The sequence below is a fragment of the Actinoallomurus sp. NPDC052308 genome, from assembly GCF_040679195.1.
GTDB lineage: Bacteria > Actinomycetota > Actinomycetes > Streptosporangiales > Streptosporangiaceae > Actinoallomurus > Actinoallomurus liliacearum.
In genome coordinates this window covers 1,022,865-1,041,326 of sequence record NZ_JBFAUM010000002.1, presented here as the reverse complement: position 1 = coordinate 1,041,326, position 18,462 = coordinate 1,022,865, and the positions used below count along the sequence as shown (strand labels likewise).

17 protein-coding genes are annotated in these 18,462 nt (G+C 69.9%); 8 read left to right on the top strand and 9 right to left on the bottom strand.

What is annotated here, in order from left to right:
* Positions 1-267: 267 nt before the first annotated feature.
* From AB0L00_RS11010 to AB0L00_RS10995, 4 genes are all read right to left on the bottom strand, one after another.
* Positions 268-1,455, bottom strand: coding sequence for a hypothetical protein (locus tag AB0L00_RS11010; RefSeq protein WP_364431397.1), 1,188 nt, complete (start codon positions 1,453-1,455; stop codon positions 268-270).
* A complete protein-coding gene (locus AB0L00_RS11005; RefSeq protein ID WP_364431394.1) occupies positions 1,452-4,346 on the bottom strand; it encodes an AAA domain-containing protein in 2,895 nt (964 codons plus the stop codon). Before AB0L00_RS11005 ends, AB0L00_RS11010 begins: the two co-directional genes overlap by 4 nt.
* 7 nt (positions 4,347-4,353) lie before the next feature.
* Positions 4,354-5,796: a hypothetical protein gene (locus tag AB0L00_RS11000; RefSeq protein ID WP_364431391.1), complete on the bottom strand. Its 1,443-nt coding sequence runs from the start codon at positions 5,794-5,796 to the stop codon at positions 4,354-4,356.
* Positions 5,797-6,284: 488 nt separating this feature from the next.
* Positions 6,285-7,544, bottom strand: a complete 1,260-nt coding sequence (locus tag AB0L00_RS10995; RefSeq protein ID WP_364431388.1) for an HNH endonuclease signature motif containing protein — start codon at positions 7,542-7,544, stop codon at positions 6,285-6,287.
* A 222-nt stretch (positions 7,545-7,766) separates the two neighbouring features.
* On the opposite strand from AB0L00_RS10995, the gene AB0L00_RS10990 reads away from it, so the two are divergent.
* Both AB0L00_RS10990 and AB0L00_RS10985 read left to right on the top strand, forming a co-directional pair.
* Positions 7,767-8,528 (top strand): SDR family NAD(P)-dependent oxidoreductase, encoded by a 762-nt coding sequence (locus tag AB0L00_RS10990; RefSeq protein WP_364431386.1) that lies wholly within the window; start codon positions 7,767-7,769, stop codon positions 8,526-8,528.
* 233 nt (positions 8,529-8,761) lie between these two features.
* The gene (locus tag AB0L00_RS10985) at positions 8,762-10,003 is read left to right on the top strand and encodes a SpoIIE family protein phosphatase (RefSeq protein WP_364431383.1); all 1,242 of its coding nucleotides are present in this window, start codon (positions 8,762-8,764) and stop codon (positions 10,001-10,003) included.
* 133 nt (positions 10,004-10,136) lie between these two features.
* Here AB0L00_RS10985 and AB0L00_RS10980 read toward each other — a convergent pair whose 3' ends face one another.
* Positions 10,137-10,682: a hypothetical protein gene (locus AB0L00_RS10980; protein WP_364431381.1), complete on the bottom strand. Its 546-nt coding sequence runs from the start codon at positions 10,680-10,682 to the stop codon at positions 10,137-10,139.
* Between the two features lie 210 nt (positions 10,683-10,892).
* The gene (locus AB0L00_RS10975; RefSeq protein WP_364431378.1) at positions 10,893-11,384 is read right to left on the bottom strand and encodes a hypothetical protein; all 492 of its coding nucleotides are present in this window, start codon (positions 11,382-11,384) and stop codon (positions 10,893-10,895) included.
* 278 nt (positions 11,385-11,662) lie between these two features.
* Between AB0L00_RS10975 and AB0L00_RS10970 the strand changes: the two genes are divergently transcribed.
* Together AB0L00_RS10970 and AB0L00_RS10965 are read left to right on the top strand one after the other, a co-directional pair.
* Entirely contained in the window at positions 11,663-12,142 is a 480-nt protein-coding gene (locus AB0L00_RS10970) for an ATP-binding protein (protein WP_364431376.1), read from the top strand.
* A gap of 177 nt (positions 12,143-12,319) precedes the next feature.
* Positions 12,320-12,733 carry a hypothetical protein gene (locus tag AB0L00_RS10965; RefSeq protein WP_364431374.1) on the top strand — a complete coding sequence of 138 codons (414 nt, stop codon included), beginning with the start codon at positions 12,320-12,322 and terminating at the stop codon, positions 12,731-12,733.
* Positions 12,734-13,057: 324 nt separating this feature from the next.
* Here the strand turns inward: AB0L00_RS10965 and AB0L00_RS10960 are convergent, their stop codons facing one another.
* Positions 13,058-13,540: a GNAT family N-acetyltransferase gene (locus AB0L00_RS10960; protein ID WP_364431372.1), complete on the bottom strand. Its 483-nt coding sequence runs from the start codon at positions 13,538-13,540 to the stop codon at positions 13,058-13,060.
* 366 nt (positions 13,541-13,906) lie between these two features.
* On the opposite strand from AB0L00_RS10960, the gene AB0L00_RS10955 reads away from it, so the two are divergent.
* The 4 genes from AB0L00_RS10955 to AB0L00_RS10940 are packed head-to-tail and all read left to right on the top strand — an operon-like array spanning position 13,907 to position 15,748.
* Entirely contained in the window at positions 13,907-14,149 is a 243-nt protein-coding gene (locus AB0L00_RS10955) for a transposase (protein WP_364431370.1), read from the top strand.
* Positions 14,140-14,910 (top strand): methyltransferase domain-containing protein, encoded by a 771-nt coding sequence (locus AB0L00_RS10950; protein WP_364431368.1) that lies wholly within the window; start codon positions 14,140-14,142, stop codon positions 14,908-14,910. Before AB0L00_RS10955 ends, AB0L00_RS10950 begins: the two co-directional genes overlap by 10 nt.
* A gap of 18 nt (positions 14,911-14,928) precedes the next feature.
* Positions 14,929-15,405 carry a Swt1 family HEPN domain-containing protein gene (locus AB0L00_RS10945; RefSeq protein ID WP_364431365.1) on the top strand — a complete coding sequence of 159 codons (477 nt, stop codon included), beginning with the start codon at positions 14,929-14,931 and terminating at the stop codon, positions 15,403-15,405.
* A complete protein-coding gene (locus AB0L00_RS10940; RefSeq protein ID WP_364431362.1) occupies positions 15,392-15,748 on the top strand; it encodes a hypothetical protein in 357 nt (118 codons plus the stop codon). Before AB0L00_RS10945 ends, AB0L00_RS10940 begins: the two co-directional genes overlap by 14 nt.
* Positions 15,749-15,872: 124 nt before the next feature.
* Here AB0L00_RS10940 and AB0L00_RS10935 read toward each other — a convergent pair whose 3' ends face one another.
* Positions 15,873-17,675, bottom strand: a complete 1,803-nt coding sequence (locus tag AB0L00_RS10935) for a hypothetical protein (protein WP_364431359.1) — start codon at positions 17,673-17,675, stop codon at positions 15,873-15,875.
* 152 nt (positions 17,676-17,827) lie between these two features.
* Positions 17,828-18,445 (bottom strand): hypothetical protein, encoded by a 618-nt coding sequence (locus AB0L00_RS10930; protein WP_364431356.1) that lies wholly within the window; start codon positions 18,443-18,445, stop codon positions 17,828-17,830.
* Positions 18,446-18,462 lie beyond the last annotated feature (17 nt).

Here is an 18,462-nt window from a genome sequence, read left to right as displayed (position 1 = left end):
CTCTCGTAGCGTTGAGCCGGGCGGGGTAGCGTCACTTGGTACGGCTACCGACAAGAGTAGTGAACCGACGACCCCTTGTGTCGCCTAACGTGCCGAGCTGCGGTGCCTGTCCTCCATTGATGGGAAAGAAGACGGTCTGCTCAGCCCGGGAGCTATGAGATGTACATGATGTCGACCGGTTGCCATCTCCTGTAGATGAAGCGTTTGTGGCACGCGGGACTTCAAGATCGAATCATGCTGGACGAGTGCCTGCATCGGCGTGGAGATCTATGAGACCTCTGAGAGCTGGGCTGCGAGACCGTGGAGGCCGGCGTTGGCGGCCATGTGGCGGAGGGCCGGTAGGTCGATCGATCCGAGCTCGAGCTGGCGCGTGAGCCGGCAGAGGAGGATCCCGACGTCGTTCGCGTCGACGCGCGACCGCTGGGCGAGGAAGGCGTCCATGCGCTTCAGCAGCACATCGGTCTGGAGCTTCTCGTCGGGGCACCAGACGTGAATCAGGTCGCTGCCGAGCACGATGAATGAGCCCACCTTGAACGCCGACAGGCCGTTCTCCCCGCCTGCCCGGCCGAACGCCCTGGCGGGAAGAACCACCTGCCAGGTTCCATCCGCGCGGCGCTTCGGTTCGAACTCGCCCAGGCCCCTCTTCGCCAGCCACTTCCGGGCGTAGGAGAGGTCCAGGCCGCCCTCGCTCGCGTTCTCCTCCAGTTCCAGCAGCGACGCGACCTCGGGTGTGCCCGCGTACAGCGCGGTGATCTCGGCGTCGTCCTCCTCGCCGAGCTGCGTGTAGGCGATGTAGCGGTCGCGTTCCGGCTCGAGGGTGCGGACGATGTACGCCGGGAGGAAGACCTGCTCGGCGTGCAGCACCCGCAGGTCGTCGACGCGCCCGGGGAGGTTGTAGTGGTCGCGGTTCGGATCGCGGGCGAGGTCGGTGAGCGCCTTCGGCTCGAAGGACCCGAAACTAGACACCAACGTGAACCGGTCATGATGGTCGGCGGGGGACAGGAACGTGACGCGGCCGGAGCCGTAGTACCGGCGGCTGAGCGGCCGGGAGCCGAAACCGCCGAAGTACAGGACGCGCCGGTCCCGCTCCACCCTCTCGTACCGCTTGTCGTCGCGGACCGATTGGTACCCAAGCTCGGTCAGCGACAGCACGCCGCCGGCCTCCCGCACGTGGCCGATCGCGGTGAGGAAGCGGATCGCGCGGTCCACGAGGTTCGGGTCGAGGAAGAAGAAGTCGGCCAGCTCCGCGACGGACCGCCGGCGGCCCTCGGCAATGCCGTGTTCGAGAAAACGGTCGATCAGCGCGTACGGACGGCCCTCGGTGACCGTCGCCTCGATCTCGACGCGGTAAACAGGGAGCAGCAGCCGCATGATGCGGGTCGGCGTCCGGCCCAACGCGAACGCGACGTGTTCCAGGGCGCGGTCTTCTCCGTACCGGATCAAGCGATCGTTCATATGTCTTCCAGGAGGGAGCGGATCTCGGCGTACGGGCGGATCTCACCGTGGGTGCGCAGGTGGTCCTGCAGGGATCGGGCGAGTGCGCGGAAGCCCGGTTCGCGGGCGCCGGTCAGCGTCCGCAGGTCGCCGACCAGGACCAGTTGCTGCTTGGCCCGGGTGAAAGCGACGTTCGCGCGGCGGAGTTCGGACAGGAAGCCGACGTTCCCGCGCTCGTTGCTGCGGGTGAAGCCGTGCAGGATGACGTCGCGTTCGCCGCCCTGGAAGGCGTCGACCGTGCCGACATTGAGAAGGGTGTCCGCCTCGCGCCCGGTGAGCCGGTCGACGCGGGCCCTGACTTCCTTCACCTGCGCCTTGTACGGCAGGATGACCGCCCACTCGACCTTCAGCCGGTGGTAGAACGCGGCCAGCCGGGCGATGAGCTCGGCCTCGGCCGGGTTCGTGTAGCCGGACAGCTTCACGTGGTCGAGGCCGGAACGCTGTTCTCGCCGTTGCGCTACGGGCAGGGCCGACGTGTCGACGAACGTCATCGGGCTGCCGAACAGCGGGTCCCGGTGCTCGCGCCGCACGTCCGTGCGCAACCGGCCGCCGTAGAACTCCGCCGAGATGAAGTCGCCGATCGTGGCGGGCATCCGCCGCTGCCGGGACAGCAGCACCCGGTGGCTGTTGGGGAAGCCGTCCCACAGCAGTTCCAGGATGCTCTTGGCGAGCAGGTCACGGACGCGAGAATCGTCGTCCGCCGCGCCCCACTCCTCGAGCTCGGTGTCCAGGAACGGCGGGAGCTGCTTGTGGTCCCCGACCAGCACCGCCCGCCGGGCGCGGACCAGCGGGACGAGCGCGGTGTTCGTGCCGATCTGGCCGGCCTCGTCGACGATGGCGACGTCGAAGTCCACGTCCGCCAGCTCAGGCCGGGACGCCGCGCCGATGCAGGTCGCGGCGACGACGTCGGCGTAGCGGATCAGTTCGGGATACAGATCGTCGGTCTCGGTGGAGACCTTCTCGTGCCACTCGGCGAGGAGCCTGCCGCGCGCCGCCAGGACGGGTAGCCATTCGGCCGCCCACTCCCGCAGTTCACCGGGATCCTCCGGAGGCGACACCGCGCCGGGAACCGCGCGTACGGCCTCGTGGAGGAAGCGCGCGGCGGCGACTGCCTCCTCCCGGCACCGGCCGTGCCGCTGAATGCTCTGTTCATGCGCCGTCCGTGCCTTCCGTACGGCGGGGTCGTCGCGGGTGACGGTCTCGAGCTCCTCCTCCGCGCCGGCAAGCTCGGCGCGGATGCGCGCGGCCGCCTCCTCCACCTCGCGCTGCCGCCGCCGGCCGGCGGCCACCCGCCGCTCGTGCCGTCGTCCGAGGATGTCGAAGAATTGGCCTACCACGGGCAGCGTGACGCGTGCCGCCGTGCGGTCCCGTCGGGCGGACCATCGATCGATGTGCTCCCGGGCGCGGGCGATCTCGCGCTCACAGCGGGTCAGTTCGGCCGTGAGGTCGGCGATGCGGTCCCGCAGCGTGTTACCGGCGGCCCGGCGGGCGGCGTGTAGGCCCGCTTCGGCGCGCTGCACCTCCTCGGCCGCGGCCGCCTGCCGTGCGAGGCTCGCGTTGAGCTCCGCCGCCCAGCGTTCGGCGTGCGGGAGTTCCGTGTAGGCGGCGAGGGCGGGCGAGGTGTTCGCGAGCACCTGCTGCACCAGGTCGGACGCCTGACGGTCCAGCAGGTAGGCCTGACCATCGCTCGTCACGCTACCCTCGGCGCCGACACGCACCGCGACGAGGCGCCGCGGCAACCGGGGCAGCACGTTGTCGACCGCGCGGTGGCTGTTCGAGGTGACCAGGACTCGTTCACCCCGCTCGGCGCAGGCGTCGGCGATCTGGCTGATCGTGCGGGTTTTACCCGTTCCGGGCGGGCCGAGGACCAACAGCACGTCCGGGACGTGCAGCGCCTTGCGGAACGCGGCGGTCTGGTCTTCGTCGAGAGGCTCGGGAGGCCGGTCGACGGCGACGGGGATCGGCCGTACGTGGTGGTCGACGAGGGCGGGCAGCAGGCCCGGGTTACGCGTCTGGCCGTCCCGGAGCGCCGCGATCGCCTCGCGTTGCTTGTCGTAGACGGTGCTGTTCGGCGTCTCCTCCAGCTCACCCTGGCCCTGAACTCGATTCCAGCCGACCGCCTGGTGGAACCGGACGGTGGCGCGGGCACCGGTGACACGCGTGACCTGGCCGCGTAGCTCCGGTTCGCCGTGGATTTGCACGAACGTCCGCTCCTCGGGCACCTGCCCACCGACGAGGTCGAAGTCGTAGACGGCGTTCGTGCCGTAGCGCCGGTCGCCGACCGGCATGACCGCCCGGTACGGGTACATCCGCGGTGCCGTCTCGGCCCGTATCCGCTGCTCGGCATCGACCAGCGCACTCAGCGTCGTAAGGTAGGCGGATCGCTCGTCGTCCAGCCGGGACGCCCCCTGCCGGGCGGCCTGCTCGGCCAGCAGGCCCTGCCACGCGCGGGTGATGGTCGGCCAATGCGCGTCCATCCCCTCGGGCACCCGGCGGAGCTCGTACGCGAGACGCCAGCCGTGCGGGCGCAGCATGAGATGGCCGTTCACCAGGTTCCGGTAGTCGGTCTTCCACAACGGGCGGACCGATACGACTCGGTAGGCGTCACCGCGGCCCGAGACGTACAGCCGGGCGACGTACGTCCGGCCGTAAACGAGCATGCTCCAGTCCTTGTCGGCGGCCTTTGGCTCGGCCAGTGTCACCGGGATGCCGCCCGGGCGGGTGTTCAAGTCCTTGATGAGAGCCTCGGCGCCGGCGGGCAGCCAAGCCCGGTCGCGGTGCTCGCGGATGGAGGCGTCCAGCTTCGAACTCGGCACGAGGACGAGCGGGCCGGGCAGATCGACGTTCAGCATGCATTCCTCAGAGCTGGTCACGAGCCGCCCGGAGCGCGGCGCCGAACGAGGGGGCAGTGGGGCGTGCGCCGGGATCGGTGCTCAACGCCGCGTCGATGGCCGCGCCGGCAGGCGTGGGAAGGCCGGGGGACTGGCCGCCTACGGGCAGCGGAGTCCGCGGGTGGGGCGGATGCCCGGTCACCAGGTGGTATGTGAGCGCGGCGAGCTGGTACACGTCGGTATGCGGGCCGGGCCGGGCGCTGCTGCGCCGCCGCTGTTCGGGTGCCTGATAGTCGGACGTGCCCTCGCCGGGCGTGGGGTCGTGGCCTGCCAGGCCAAGGTCGAGGAACGACAGCCGGCCGTCGTCGTGGACGACGATCCGCTCCGGTACCAGCAGACGATGCGTCGCGTTCAACGCGTGCAGCCGCGCCAGGGTGTCACACAGCCCTGCCAGGCCGCCGAGCAGGGAGAACATCCCCGGTGGGTCAGAAGGGGAGAGCGGCTTGGCAGGGCCGTGTCGTCGCGATGTCGGCCAGGCAACGGCGATGGTGGCCATGTGCTCATCTGCCGCGTACTGGCTGAGGCGCGGTTCGCCGAGCCGGGACAGGAGCCTGCGTTCCCGATCCAGCGCCCAGAGCGCGCGACGCGCCTCCGGTACGTCCAGGTTCGCCCGGACCTGTCGCAACCAGACGTAACGGTCCGGCCCGCCAGGCGGAATCGTCCGCAGTGCCCGAGCCTGCCGCCAGACCGTTCCGTCGTGGTGCGGCCGCTCGTCGAGCAGGACACCCTGCAGTAGGTAGACACGGTCGCCGACGGTGAGCTCGTTGCCGCCTTGCCACGCGGCGTCGGCACCCGCGCCAGGCCGGGCGCCCGAGGGCACGACCATCGGGGTGACCACCGGGCGAGTCGGAGGACTGGCGTGGCCGCCGACGTCCCAGGTGAGAAAGCGAAGTCGCTCGAGGATCTCCTGAAGCTCTTGCCGGACCTGCTCGTTGTGACGGCGCTGTGCGGCGTTCCGACGTTGCTCAAGCCGCTGCTGTACGGCGTCACGTTCCCGGGCGCGCGCGTCGAGCTCTTCGAAACGAGCCAGCAAATGTTTGCGCAGGTCATCGGTTGCCGCCTCTAGGCCGCCGATCTTGTGAATGAGGGAGATGCATAGGCCGTTCAACTCATCCGCGGCGGCATCGCCTCTGTCTAGGGCGGCCTGCAGCTCGTCGGTCAGCAGCTGTTTCGCCTCGCCGAGATCGGACGATCCACCGCCGCGTACACGCGCCGCGACGTTGGTGATGAGGTTCGTCAGGTAGCCGCTACCGACATTCCCCGCAACACCGGCGATCGCCTCGGCCACAGAGCTGCCGCTCAGTGCCGCCTCCAGGACCGGACTGAGCGCAGATGACGCCAGGACGACGAGGACCCCGGTCGCGGGCAGCCGTCGTAACAGGCCGGGCTCCTCCCGGATGGTGCGGGTCACCTCATCCCGCGCGGCACGCCGCATTCGACCCCCCGTCCCGCATGACCCAACCACCGTTCTTCAGCAGAATAAATGATCGATTGCCGCCTTAATCGCCCTTCAGCCCGGCTCTCGCCAGGCCACCCGACATTCGGCCCGTGCCGACCGTACGGTCTGCTCCGCGGTGACCCATACCTGCGGGCGGGTCACTGCGGAACGTCGGCCGACGCGGCTATGGATTCAGCATGCCGGGCCAGATGTACTCGTTCGTGCGCGCCGTCAAGGCACGGAATCCTGCCCGCAGGAAGCCGGTGAGGCGAGCCTCCAGCAATCGACAGAGCCGCCGGGGTGTACCTGAGGCCACCTGCCGAGCAACCGGTCGAATGCCCTGTCCCGGACAACGTGCCCGAGCATCTGAAGACCGTCGGCCAACTCTGCGGGTTCGGCCGACGCCCTGGCAGCACGACTGGCCCGGCGGTCTGGTGGGCGCAGACCTTCGCCAGCTAGCGTCATCGCTCGCCCTCCACGGCTCTTCTCGAGGGCCAGCCGTCGGCGCTCATCCACTGGTCGTGGAGTTCGCGTGCCTGCTGGGCCAACACGGGGATGAGCTGGTGGCGGCTCTGTCCGTGCGTCTTGACCTGGTGGCAGTCGGGGCACAGGGCGATCATCTGGACGGGATGGTCCCGGCCGCCGTCGGCCAGTTGCTCGATGTGGTCGACTTCCAGGAGCGGCTCTCCGCGGTCGTTGCGGTCCGGGGCCGGCTTGGCGCATCCGGGGTTCTCGCAGCGGCCTTCGCTGCGGAGCAGGACCGCCCGGCGGGCGACGCCGACCCGGATCGGGTCGTTGGCGATCCTGGTGCGCCGCTGCCCGTATGTGCGGCTCTCCCGGCGCGCCACCAGTTCGCACAGGCGGGCGTAGTCGGCCTCGGGGGTGCCCCCGGGTGCCGTCTCCTGGCCGGAGCCTCCGGGCGGCGGTGCTTCGTCGGTGGCGACGTCTTCGTCGTAGAGCCCGACGGCGGTGAGGAGTTCGCTTTCGTCGAAGTCGTCGAGGAACCGCGCGGTGATCGCTTCGATCATTCGAACCCGCACCGGACCCGAGCGGCGGGCGAGCGTGTAGACGGTCTCCGGTAGGCCGCCTTCGGGTGCGTGTTCGGCGAACCACGTCCATACAGCGGTGCCGTGGGCCCGTGGGACGTCGGTGTGGCCGGGCAGCTCCCACAGCCCGGCATGGAACAGCGCGGCGATCGGGTAGTCCGGCCGGCCGTGGCGGCTTTCGCCGTCTCGGCGATGGGTCTTCAGCAACGGGGTCAGCGCGGCAACGGTGTCGGGCCATCCCAGGAGACGGTCGTGGCCGGCGCGGGCACGGCCGATCGCCCACAGGAGGACAACGGCCTGTTTGAGCATCGGTTTGCCGGAGGCCGAGGCAGGACGCAGGTCGCCGATGGTCGAGGTGATCTCGTCCGTGGTGCGAAGGCCGGACGAGTCGGCGTTAGGGGCGCTGGGCACTTCGAAGCCGAGGCGCCGCAGGACGGTCTCCGCGTGGCCTCTGCCGCCGGAGAAGTCCTTCGCCCCCAGGGGAGACCGGCCGGGCAGGTAGCCGTGGGCGGCGCCCGCGATGGCCTTGGAGTCGTAGCGCGTTCCGTCGTACACGAGCCAGTACACCCGGGAGGAGTCGAACCCGTACTTCTCCAGGAAGGAGTCCCGGCCCAGGCGGTCGAATTCGGCGATCGCGGCGAGGACCGCTTCGCGCGTGATGTCGGTGAGCGCCATGATCGCACCGTACGCCCACTATGTGACGATGTCGGGCATGCCGGGCTGTGACGGTGCGGCTGTCGGCGGGGTCGGTCAGGCAGGCGCCGGTGGCCTGGTCGACAGGGGTGCCGTCGCCGGGGATCTGCGAGGACGCCGCCGCATTCCTGGCGGGTGCTCCCATCCGCGCGCTGTACCGGCGAGCCCGCTACGTTTGTCAGACATCTTGCGAGGAGGGATCGCGTGTCCGGAAAACGTGCGCTCGTCACCGGCGGGTCGCGGGGCATCGGCGCGGCCGTGGCCGCGCGGCTGGCGGCGGACGGCTTCACCGTGGCCGTCCACTGCGGGTCGGACGTTCCCGCAGCGCGTGCCGTCGTCGCCGGGCTTCCGGGTGAGGGTCACGTCGTCGTCTCCGGCGACCTCGCCGATCCGGCCCGGGTCCAGGAGTTCGTCGGCGAGGCGATCACCGGGCTCGGCGGCGTGGACGTGCTGGTCAACAACGCGGCGGTCCACGGCCATCAGCCGATCGATGCGACCTCGTACGAGGAGTGGCACGAGGGCTGGCGGCGTGTCATCGACGTCAACGTGCACGGTACGGCCAACGTGACCTGGTGCGTCGTCGAGCACCTGCGCACCCGGCCGGAGGGCGCCGAGGGCGCGCGGATCATCAACGTCGGCTCGCGCGGCGCCTACCGCGGTGAGCCGGTCGCCGTCGCGTACGGGGCGAGCAAGGCGGCGGTGCACGCGATGACCCAGTCGCTGGCGGTCGCCCTGGCGCCGTACGGCATCGGCGTCGCGGCCGTCGCCCCCGGGTTCGTACGGACCGACATGGTCGAGACGATGCTCTCCGGCCCGGCGGGCGAGGCCATCCGGGCGCAGAGCCCGTTCGGTCGCGTCGCCGAGCCTGAGGAGATCGCCGCCGCGGTGGCCTGGCTTGCCTCGCCGGACGCCCTGTGGGCCAGCGGCGCGGTGATCGACCTCAACGGTGCCTCCTACCTCCGTTAGTACTTCGAGGTCGAGACGGCCAGGCCGACATCGTCGTGGCGGCAGAGCGGACCCCGACCCCGTCGGGAGTGGGGCTCGTATGGGCGCTCTTGGGCTATGCGACGATTTCGAGGTTTTGGGATCCGTGTTACGGAAGTGGCGACCTGACCGCCCCGCAGGGGCCTGTCGAATCCATCTGAAATAGCATTTTCGGTGGGTGAATCGTCAGGTAGCAGGAGGATGGGTGGGGGTCCGTGAGTACTGCGAAGATCGATTATGGAGCGCTGTTCGCGGTCGCTCCGACTCCTTATGCGGTGCTGGACCCCGACTTCGTGATCACAGACGTCAATCAGGCGCTTCTCGAGGTGACGGGGAGGACCCGTGAGGAGTTGATCGGGAAGAACCTGTTCGAGGTCTTCCCGGCCGATCCCGCAGGCCCCTCCAGTGACGGGAAGCGCAGACTGGAGGCCTCGCTGCGCTGGGTGGCGATGTCGCACCGGCCCGACACGATGGCGCCGATCCGGTATGACGTTCCGGTGCCGGGACGGCCTGGGGAGTTCGAGGAACGCTGGTGGTCGTCGATCACCACCCCCGTGGTCGGCCCGGGCGGCGCGCTGGCGTGGCTTCTGATGCGGACGATGGACGTCACCGCGTTCGTCGACTTCTGCGACTCCGGTGACCGGCCGCCGAACGAGAACCCGAGCGGGCGGGAGCAGGCGCTGGCGGCCGAGTTGTTCGACCGGGCGCGGGAGTTGCAGCGGCTGAACGATGAGCTGCGCCAGTCGTACGCCCGCGAACGTCAGGTCGCCCTGGCCATCCAGGACCGCATGCTGCATTCGCCGGACCTGGCCCGGCACTCGGAGATCGCGGTGCGGTACGAGCCGGCGACCGACACGCTGAACGTGTGCGGCGACTGGTACGACGTGGTGGACCTGCCCCAGGGGGCCCTGTCCATGGCGGTCGGCGACGTCGTCGGCCACGGGTTGGAGGCCGCCGCCATCATGGGGACGTTGCGGTTCATCCTGAGCGGTGCCGTCCGGAACACCCACAGCCCCGCGCAGGCGCTGCAGACCCTGGACCAGTACGCCGGTTCCGTAGAAGGGGCGCTCGCCGCGACCGCCGTCAAGGCCGTGATCCACCCCCGCAGCCGCATCATCGCCTACAGCAGCGCCGGTCATCTGCCGCCGGTGCTCGCGCACTCCGGCGGTGGTCATGAACTGCTCGACAAGGCGACCGACCCGCCGCTGGGCGTCCGCCCCGAAGCCGTCCCCCGGCCCCAGGCCACCCTGCAGTACGGTCCGGGGGACACCCTCGTCCTCTACACCGATGGGCTCATCGAACGCCGCGATGAGGACATCGACATCGGGGTGGCCCGGCTCACCGCCGCCCTCGCCGAGTACCGGGGGCTGCCACCGCAGGACTTGGCCGACGCCCTGCTGGACCGGCTCCGCTCCGGCGCCTCTGACGATATCGCCCTGGTGGTCGTCCGCCTCTGAGACACCGGCCGGAGCGCGGCGGTGCCGGGCGTTCTCCCGAAGACGCGCAGCGGGCTCGCCGGCGCGCGAAGGCGATCGTTCGTGTCGGGGAACGTCGGTTGGACGCCGCGGCGGCCCCGCGGGTGGAGCGCCGTCAGACCGAATGTACGGGAGCGTCGGAGGGGAGGCCGAAGGCTCGCCGGGCCTCGGCGTCGGGGGAGGGGGGTTCGTCGTCGAGCCGGTACGTTCGGTACGCGCGCCGGGAGAACATCCGTTTCAGTGACGGGTCGAACATGGCCCCCTCCAGGGCCGCCGTCACGCGCCGTACGACGAGCCGTCCCGAGGCGCGGTCCAGGGTGACGAGCAGTGGCTCCTGCGAAGCGGAGTCATAGTGGAGCTCCGTTCCGTGCAGGGCGTACTCCCTGCAGTCGGTGATCAGACTGACGAGCATCTCGGTTCCGCGCCGGTGGGTCTCGATCGTTCTCTCCGCACAGAACCAGCGCGCGGACGACTCGGCGGGCGGGGAGATCTCCCCGGGAAGTCCTGCCGACCTGTTCTCCAGGTGGCGGTCGATGATCGGAGAGGCCTCCGCCATCAGCGAGTGATCGACATGAGGCGGCCAGAACCACCACGCGGCCGTTCCGGCGACCGCGACCAGGGCGGCGCCGATCGGCGCGCCCACCATAATGCGCCGCCTCACGGCAACGGACTCTGACCGCTCACGAAGATCATCTCGTTACCGTAACCGGGATCTCGGCGCTGAGCGCTCTCGAGCCCGAAACGGTTCGTCACCAGTCGTCTTCGGCGCCGAGCCGAAATCCCCTGAGCACCCCTTGCCCCCGCGAACGTTCCCCACACTGAGACCGAGAGCGGCTTCGAAAAGCGTGCCGACCGAGGGTCTTCATCATGATCAGGGGATGACGTCGGCGGCGATCGTGATGGTCGAGGTCCGGCAGGTGGACATCCGGCCGCTGAGGTTCGTCTGGGCGGCCGAGTTGCTGGCGCAGCGCCAGCCGTGGACGGTCGCCACGCCCGCGCTGCCCTGCTTCGGAGGGTCCGTCCGGTAGTAGGTGCGGAAGATCGCCACTGCCGTGGCGCAGTTGACGTGTCCCTTGAGTACGCCGATCGCGGCCATCGGGCCGTTGCCGGGCGGCTGGACGGTGCCACAGGTCTTACCCGGTCCGGCCAGCGCCGGCTTGCGAGTGGTCGGCGAAGGGGCGGGGCGGTGCGTCTTCGCGTGCGTCGGGCTCGGGACGGGCGTGCTCGTCGCCGGGGCGGCCGTCGGGGAGGTGGTCGCGGCCGACGGCGGTGCCGAGGGGGCGGCGCTGGACTTGCCGTTGTCCCGGCAGGCGTTCAGGGCCAGCAGAACGCGCGGGAGGCAGATGAGGGCCCGGCGATGCATTCAACAACTCCGAGAACAGACGTCAAGATCCGGACAGTCTTCCAAACGTGCGGTTCCTCGTGCTTCGTCGGCCCGAAGCGTGAGCTGACGGCCGAACGTTCCGCCGGGTGACGCTCCGGCACGGTGCTCGCCGATCGGTGGCGTGCCGCGATCTCGCGTGCGAATCCCGGTTCCGGGCGTTCAGGTCCGCCTACCGGCTGTGACGACCCATGTGCCTCGTGTGAGGTGAGAAGCACTCCGGCGGTACGCCGCCGATCGTCCACCCCCACGAGGTGTCCATGCTTCTCGCGCAACCGGAACCGGCTGTCGTCGCGCCGGTCATGTACTGGCGGGCGGTGTTCCCCGGCACCCCCGACCAGGCCCACGCCGTACGGGCGTTCGTCGCCACGCTGCTGCCCGAGCGGCCGCGGCTGGACGAGGTCCTGCTGACCGTCGGCGAGCTCGTGGCGAACGCCTTAAGGCACACCCGCTCCGGGCAGGGCGGCTCGTTCACCGTCGACGTCTACCACGCGGCCGGCCGTACGGAGATCTCCGTGACCGACCAGGGCGGCCCGGCCGTGCCTGCGGTCGCCGACGCGGACGAGTTCGCCGAGTGCGGGCGCGGCCTGCGTACGGTCGCGCTCCTCGCCGACAGCTGGGGCTGGCACGGCAACGACCAGGGCCGTACGGTCACCGCCGTCTTCGCCGCGGAACCGTCCGCGACGGTCGTCCTCCCCTGCCCGGAGTCCGGGTCCCACGCGACGGCAGGGGGGAGGTGAAACGATGGAATACCAGCTCAGCGGCGTGTCGTGGCGCAAGACGACCCGGTGCGGCGGCTACACGGGCGAGGACGGCGAGGCGTGCGTTCTCGTCGCCGTCGTCGAGGCGGTCCGACCGTGAGCGACGGGCGGCGGCCCCGGGTTTCGTCCCGGGCCGCGCCCACGGGAGGGGGCGCCGTGCACTTCCACGCGTACGGCTACCGGGGGCCTGGCGAGGCCGTCCGGCCCTACGACGCCGTACGGTCGCCGGGCGGGGCCGGGTTCGACAGCTCGCCCGTCCCGCCCGAGCGCACCGCCGCGTGGCTCGCCAAGCCCGCTCGCTTCATCAAGGGCACCTGGGAGGACCCGGTGGACGCGGTCGCCTGGCTGGAACGGCAATACGTCGAGATCGAGTCGTCGATCGCCCACCCCGAGCTGCGACGCCACGCGCCGACCGTACGGACCATGGCCGCGACCGCGCTGGACACCCTGCGGCGCGGCAACGACATCGTCTGGGCGTGGTGGCTGAGCGGCGGCAACTTCGCCGGCTTCGCCATCGTCTGCTGTCCCAACCGGGATCGGAGCGCCCACTGCCCGCTCGGCCGCCGCTGAACGAGCGGCCGGGCCTGGAGTCGGGTCCGGTTCGCCTGCGCCGTTGGCCCGGGCGCTCAGCGAGGAGGCGCTACACCTCGTTCCACAGGGGAACCGCGGGTCGTACGCGACGAAGTGCCCGCCTGCCTTATGTCGAACCCGGCTGAGCCGACCGCGTCCCCTGACGGCAACGCTCCTGTCACCCGGGAATAGTCGTCGTCGCCGATGATCCCGTCCCTCCGGTCGGAGCTCGGCCAGGTTCTGTCTCTCCGATCACTCCGGTTGTCCGGGCACTCGGCGTCAGCGATGGGGCCCTGGAGGCATCGCCTCCAGGGCCCTGGGGAATCAGCGCCGATCGGGATCCGGGCGCGTCATCCTGAACCGGGCTGTGTTCTCCTCGGTCGCCGACCGATGGAAGCCGGCCTTCTCCAGCACTCGGATCGAGGGCGAGTTCGACAGTTCCACGTTCGCGGACACAGCGTGGACGTCAGGGGCGGCGAGGGCGAACTCCGCCAGGCCCCGGGTCGCCTCGGGGGCATAGCCTCGGCCCCGGCGGGAGACCACGATGCCGTAACCGATCTCGAGAACACCCTCGTCAGGCGGCCAGAACAGACCGATCGAGCCCACCACCAAGCCGCTCTCGCGCTCGATGATCAGTCGGTGGCCGTATGTGCCGAGCCAGGCAGGGTGCTGAACGAGAAGGCCCGCGATCACACGATCGCCTTCGGCGGGAAAGTCGTCCGCCCAGTGCGGGCAGCGGGTGTCGTCGAGGACCGCAGTGGCCTCGCTCGTGGTCCAGGGCCGCAGGATCAGACGCTTGGTGATCACATCGGCGGGGGTAGACGAGTAGGAAAGGGAAGACACGTGTCTCTCCTGGTCGTTGGAACGACCCGGGCCGCGCTCTGCTACCGCGCGGGCCGGATGAGGGCATGCTGATGAGGGCCGACGACGGCCATATTCATCAACCTCCTCATCCCGCGATCACGCGTATGTCGCGCTGGCGTCACGGTAATCGTTGATCGCCCTCCTGGGCAACACACATTCGGCTCGCTGAAGGTCGTATCTCTTCACTGGGTTGCTCGTTGTCGTGGTCATGCCCAGCAGAGGGGATCTCGCGGACGCCGAGTGGGTGGTGCTGAAGCCGCTACTGCCCAGAGCAACAACCGGTGCGGCCGGTGACGCGACCACCGCCAGGTGATCAACGGGATTATCCATCGGCTCAGCACCAGCTGCCAGTGGCGCGGGCTGCCCGAACGCTTCGGCCCGTGGCAGACCGTTTCCTCGGCACCGTCACCACCGCCGCACTCTTCATCTGGCTCCGCCCGTGACCAGAGTTACGAGAGTGCCGCCGCACCATACCCGTTGACGGGAGCCGAGATGGTGAGGCGAAAACGGGTTGTTCCCAGGCTGGTGATCAGCTTTAGTTCGTGCTCGTGACCAACTTGAACGACCTCATACGCCCGGACCGCTATCCGCGTTCCTCTCGTTATGAGCCCGCCTGGTTGCTCGACCTCGACATGGGCCCGAACCCGTTGTGGCTGCTGGAGGACCTCGCCCGGAACCTTGATCTGCGTCCGGGGATGCGGATTCTCGACCTCGGCTCCGGCAAGGGTGCCACGTCGGTCTTCCTGACCCGCGAATACGACGCCCAGGTCGTTGCGGCCGACTTGTGGATCGCCCCCGAGGACGCGGCAGCCGTCTTCGCCGAGGCGGGCGTCGGCGACCAGGTGGCGGCCGTTCAAGCTGAGGCACACGCCTTGCCGTTCGAGGAGGAGAGCTTCGACGCCATAGTGAGCGTGGACGCGTTCGAGTACTTCGGTACGGCGGACAGCTATCTGCCCTACCTGGTGCGGTTCCTCCGCCCTGGCGGACAATTGGGCATGGCGACTCCCGCCATGACACGGGAGGTCCGCGACCTCGGGGCCATCCCGCCCCACATCAAGAAGGTGGTCGGCTGGGAGGCGATCGCCTGGCATACGGCTGACTGGTGGCGCTTCCAGTGGCAGATCACCGAGTTGGTCGAAGTCACCTCCGCGCGACTGCAGCAAGACGCCTGGCGGGACTGGTTGCTGTGGACCAGGGCAGGAGCCGAGCACGACCCGGCCAGCCAGAGCGCGAAGCAGCCCGTCATCGACATGCTCACCCAAGACCGCGGAGAATTCCTCTCCTTCGCTCTGGTCACCGCACACAAGCACTGAGCGAACCTCACCCCGCGCATGAGCGCCGTCGATGGCCCGGACCGGCTGACCGGCCTGGAGGCCGAGGATCATGCCCGGTTCGGCCATCCGCGCCGGCTGACGATGACCGACCCCGCGTTGCAGCTGCGCGTGCTGGTGTTCCGGTGGCAGGTCTTCGACGGTGTGCTGCCTCGGTCGGCCCGGTCCTACGCCGGTGAGCTGCGCGAAACCAGGAACCGACCGCGGCAGGCCCGGGGAACGGGGACGCCGGGTTCCTGCTGCAGTTGTCCGAATCCGGTGGATGACCGACCCGCTCGGAGAGGCGGGTGCGCATACACACCGGGCGTCCGAGATGGCGGTCGGCGTTTTCGGGAGGCCGGCGCGCGGGAGCGAGACGAGGGACGCCAGGAGTCGGTTCCGAAAGATCGGGGGGCGCTGATCATGACGAACTTTTCGGATGTTAGATTCCCCTGGAACGTGCCAATCGATTCTTGGAAGAGGCATGAACAAGTTTAAGAAGAGCGCCGTTACGGCGGTCGTTGCCGGTGCGGTCGCTCTCGGCGGAGTGGTCGCCACGGCCACCGCCGCAAGCGCTGTGGGTTCCTCCAAGTGCACCGTCAACATCACCGACAGCACGTACAAGACGACCACCACCGTCAAATTCCGCACCGGACCCAGCACGGGCTACACCGCCCTGGGCAGCCTCTCCACCGGGACCAAGTTCTACGGCACGTGCAAGTACGACCCGTCGTACGGGATCGGTGTCAGCGACCAGGTCTGGACCTACGGCAAGGTGACCAGCGGCGCCAACACCGGTAAGTGGGGATGGGTCTACTCCTCTTACCTGAAGAGGGCCTGATCTGCTCTTCGTTTTCTGAAGGGACCCCGGCGGTTGGCGATTCGTTCAACCGCCGGGGTCTCCTTTGTTAGAACGGGTGCGGAATCGTACGGCTTCTAATCTCGCGGCCCGAACTCGGTCGACGTCACTGGGCGGTCGGGGCGCCGCAGATGCGTACGAGCTCTCCCGCCGCCCAGCGGATGGACGGGTGCTCGTCTTCCTGCAGGTGAAGCAGGGAGGGGACCGCGGCGATGACCGCCTCGCGTTCCTCGCCGGGACCGTCGGCGATGTCCGCGATGAGGAGCAGCAGGGTGTTGCGCGCCCGGTTGGTGGGGATGAGCATCCGTTCGACCAGGAACGGCACCGCGGCGGCGGCCGCGCTGAGCGTTGTGTGTTTGGAAACGAGGAGCTCATAAAGCCCCTTGACCGCGGCCTGAGCCTCGTCCTCGTCGTCGGAGGCCACCTCGGCGATCAGGTCGGGGACCTCGTAGGCGGGGCCGCGGTTGCTCCAGAGGGAGTCCCAGTCGATCTCGTCGAGCCGCAGCTGTAGCCCGCGGGTCGGCCACAGCCGGTCCGGGTCGAGCCGGAGCGCCGCGGTGCCCTCGCCGGTGGTCACGTACAGCACGCCGTCGGAGGCCAGGGCGAGGGACTCGACGCCGGTTCCGAGCGGCAGGTCGGCGACGCCCATGGAGCGCAGGTCCCAGACCCGCGTCAGCCCGTCCGCCCAGGCGGCGGCCAGCGCCGGGCCGGTCGCCAGGCGCGCGGACGTGAGCGCGGCGACCGGTGCCCTTCGCCGGTCGAAAGCCCGGCGCATCGGTTCGCGGCCGGTCACCCAGTAGCGGAGCACGCCGTGGGCGTCGCCGCTCATGACCAGGCGGGCGCCGTCTTCCAGCCGGTGGCAGGTGACGGCCGTCACCGGCGCGCGGTGCAGCGCCCGGTCGGCGAGCTGCGAGCCGTCGGTCGCTCGGACGTGGACCCGGCCGGTAGAGTCTCCCGCGACGGCCGTCGTCCCGTCCTGGTCGGCGGCGGCCACCGTACGTCCCGGCAGGTCGCGGAGTCCGGGGACGTCGGGGACGGCCGGAACCGGCGGCGTCGCCGCCGTCGAGACGACCGTCCAGCGGAGCCGGTCGTCCGTACCGCCTTCGGTGAAGGACGCGGGGGCGAGGTCCGCGACGGGGGACGGCAGCGTGCCCGGCGCCCCGAGCTCCTTGTCCGTCCAGGTGAGGCCCAAGGTGTCCGCGACCTGGACGACGGCCTCGCGGGTCCGGCCCTGAATCACGATCGCGTTGGTGGCGCCCGATCCCCGGCCGTGGCGGATGAGCGCGTCCGGAGCCCCGTACGACAGGGCGTCGGTGCCCGACTCCTGCCAGGGCGGCAGGCCCAGATCCCGGTACGACGCCTGGAGCCGCTCGACGATCGCGGGGTCGCCGGCCACGACGGAACGAGGGACCCGCAGCGTCCAGCCGAAGCAGGCGGGGAGCCGTTCCAGGGCGAGCTGCAGGAAGAACTCGGAGATGGACCGGCTCTGCACCACCCAGCCCTCATGGGTGTTGACCACGACCTTCGGGTCGGGAAGGTGCGCCTCGGAGGCGAGGTAGCCCCACTGGGTGACGTACTCGTACTCGGCCATGATGACACGGATCTCGTCACCCGGCGGGTTCTCGACCGTGTCGGGCGCGGACGGCGGCCACTGGGAGTGCGTCCAGTACAGGCGCGGCCGGAAGGCGAAGGAGTTGACGGGAGAGTCCCACCATTCCACGAGCGCCGCCGGAATGGGATCGGACTCGTCGAGCTCGTACCCCGGCGCCTCGCCCTCTCGCGTCACGAGGGGTTCGCCGCCGGGATCCTCGTATCCCCACTCGCGCTGCACCTCGTCCAGCAGCTCCCAGCGCGGGCGTGGCCGGGCGAGCCGTTCCGTGAACCTTCCGTAGTCGATGATCTCCGCCATCCGGGCATCCTAGGAACGTTCCACGGCGGAGATCGCGGATTCGCGGCCACGGCCAGGGAGATCTTGCCCACCGGACGCGGGCCGTTCATACGGAGAGCGGCGGCCCTGCGCCCGCGCGTGAGCCGGTCGGGAGCCTGGCGCGCTCCGAGGGTCTAGCCGCGCCAGGGCGGTGCCGCGTGGAAGTCCGGGTGCACCTCGATCGTCGGAGCCAGGGCGTGGAGGAGACGGCGGGCGCGGGACAGCGGATGCTGGGGGAAGTGCTGGTCCCACCACGGGTCCTCGGACCAGTTGCGCGGCAGGCCGCCCTGGACCTCGGGCGCGTACGGGTGCTGGGCCCAGTACCGCATCATCTCCTGAGGGGGTCGGCCGTTCCCGTGCTCGGTCATGAAACGGTCGAACGCCACCGTGTCCCGCATCCCGGTCACGCCCTGTTCGACGCACATGAACTTGAAGACCAGGCTGCGGTCGGCCCGCGGCAGGGTGAAGGACGGGATGTAGGCCACCCCGGGCCGGTCGGGCAGCGGCAGCTTGACGATCTGCTGGAACGCCGGGAGGCCGTGCAGGGCGACCGGGTCCAACTCGATCAGACCGCCGCCGGAGGCGGCCGTGCGCGCCACCGTGTCGCGCCGGAGCGCCTCCAGGTTCTCCAGCGGCGCCGCGAGGTTGGGCGGGATGTCGAAGCCGTGCAACTCGGCGATGTCGCCGTCGGAGTTCCGCCAGGCGCCGGGCCCCAACTGCTCCCAGCCGGTCTGATCAAAGCGAATGGACATGAGGCTGGAGCTTAGAG

Bases quoted from the DNA above. Each gene is read 5' to 3' on its own strand.
- AB0L00_RS10975 (WP_364431378.1), bottom strand. From the start codon at position 11,384: ATGCATCGCCGGGCCCTCATCTGCCTCCCGCGCGTTCTGCTGGCCCTG.
- AB0L00_RS10970 (WP_364431376.1), top strand. From the start codon at position 11,663: ATGCTTCTCGCGCAACCGGAACCGGCTGTCGTCGCGCCGGTCATGTAC.
- AB0L00_RS10930 (WP_364431356.1), bottom strand. From the start codon at position 18,445: ATGTCCATTCGCTTTGATCAGACCGGCTGGGAGCAGTTGGGGCCCGGC.
- AB0L00_RS10940 (WP_364431362.1), top strand. From the start codon at position 15,392: ATGAACAAGTTTAAGAAGAGCGCCGTTACGGCGGTCGTTGCCGGTGCG.
- AB0L00_RS11005 (WP_364431394.1), bottom strand. From the start codon at position 4,346: ATGCTGAACGTCGATCTGCCCGGCCCGCTCGTCCTCGTGCCGAGTTCG.
- AB0L00_RS10945 (WP_364431365.1), top strand. From the start codon at position 14,929: ATGAGCGCCGTCGATGGCCCGGACCGGCTGACCGGCCTGGAGGCCGAG.
- AB0L00_RS10935 (WP_364431359.1), bottom strand. From the start codon at position 17,675: ATGGCGGAGATCATCGACTACGGAAGGTTCACGGAACGGCTCGCCCGG.
- AB0L00_RS11010 (WP_364431397.1), bottom strand. From the start codon at position 1,455: ATGAACGATCGCTTGATCCGGTACGGAGAAGACCGCGCCCTGGAACAC.
- AB0L00_RS10995 (WP_364431388.1), bottom strand. From the start codon at position 7,544: ATGGCGCTCACCGACATCACGCGCGAAGCGGTCCTCGCCGCGATCGCC.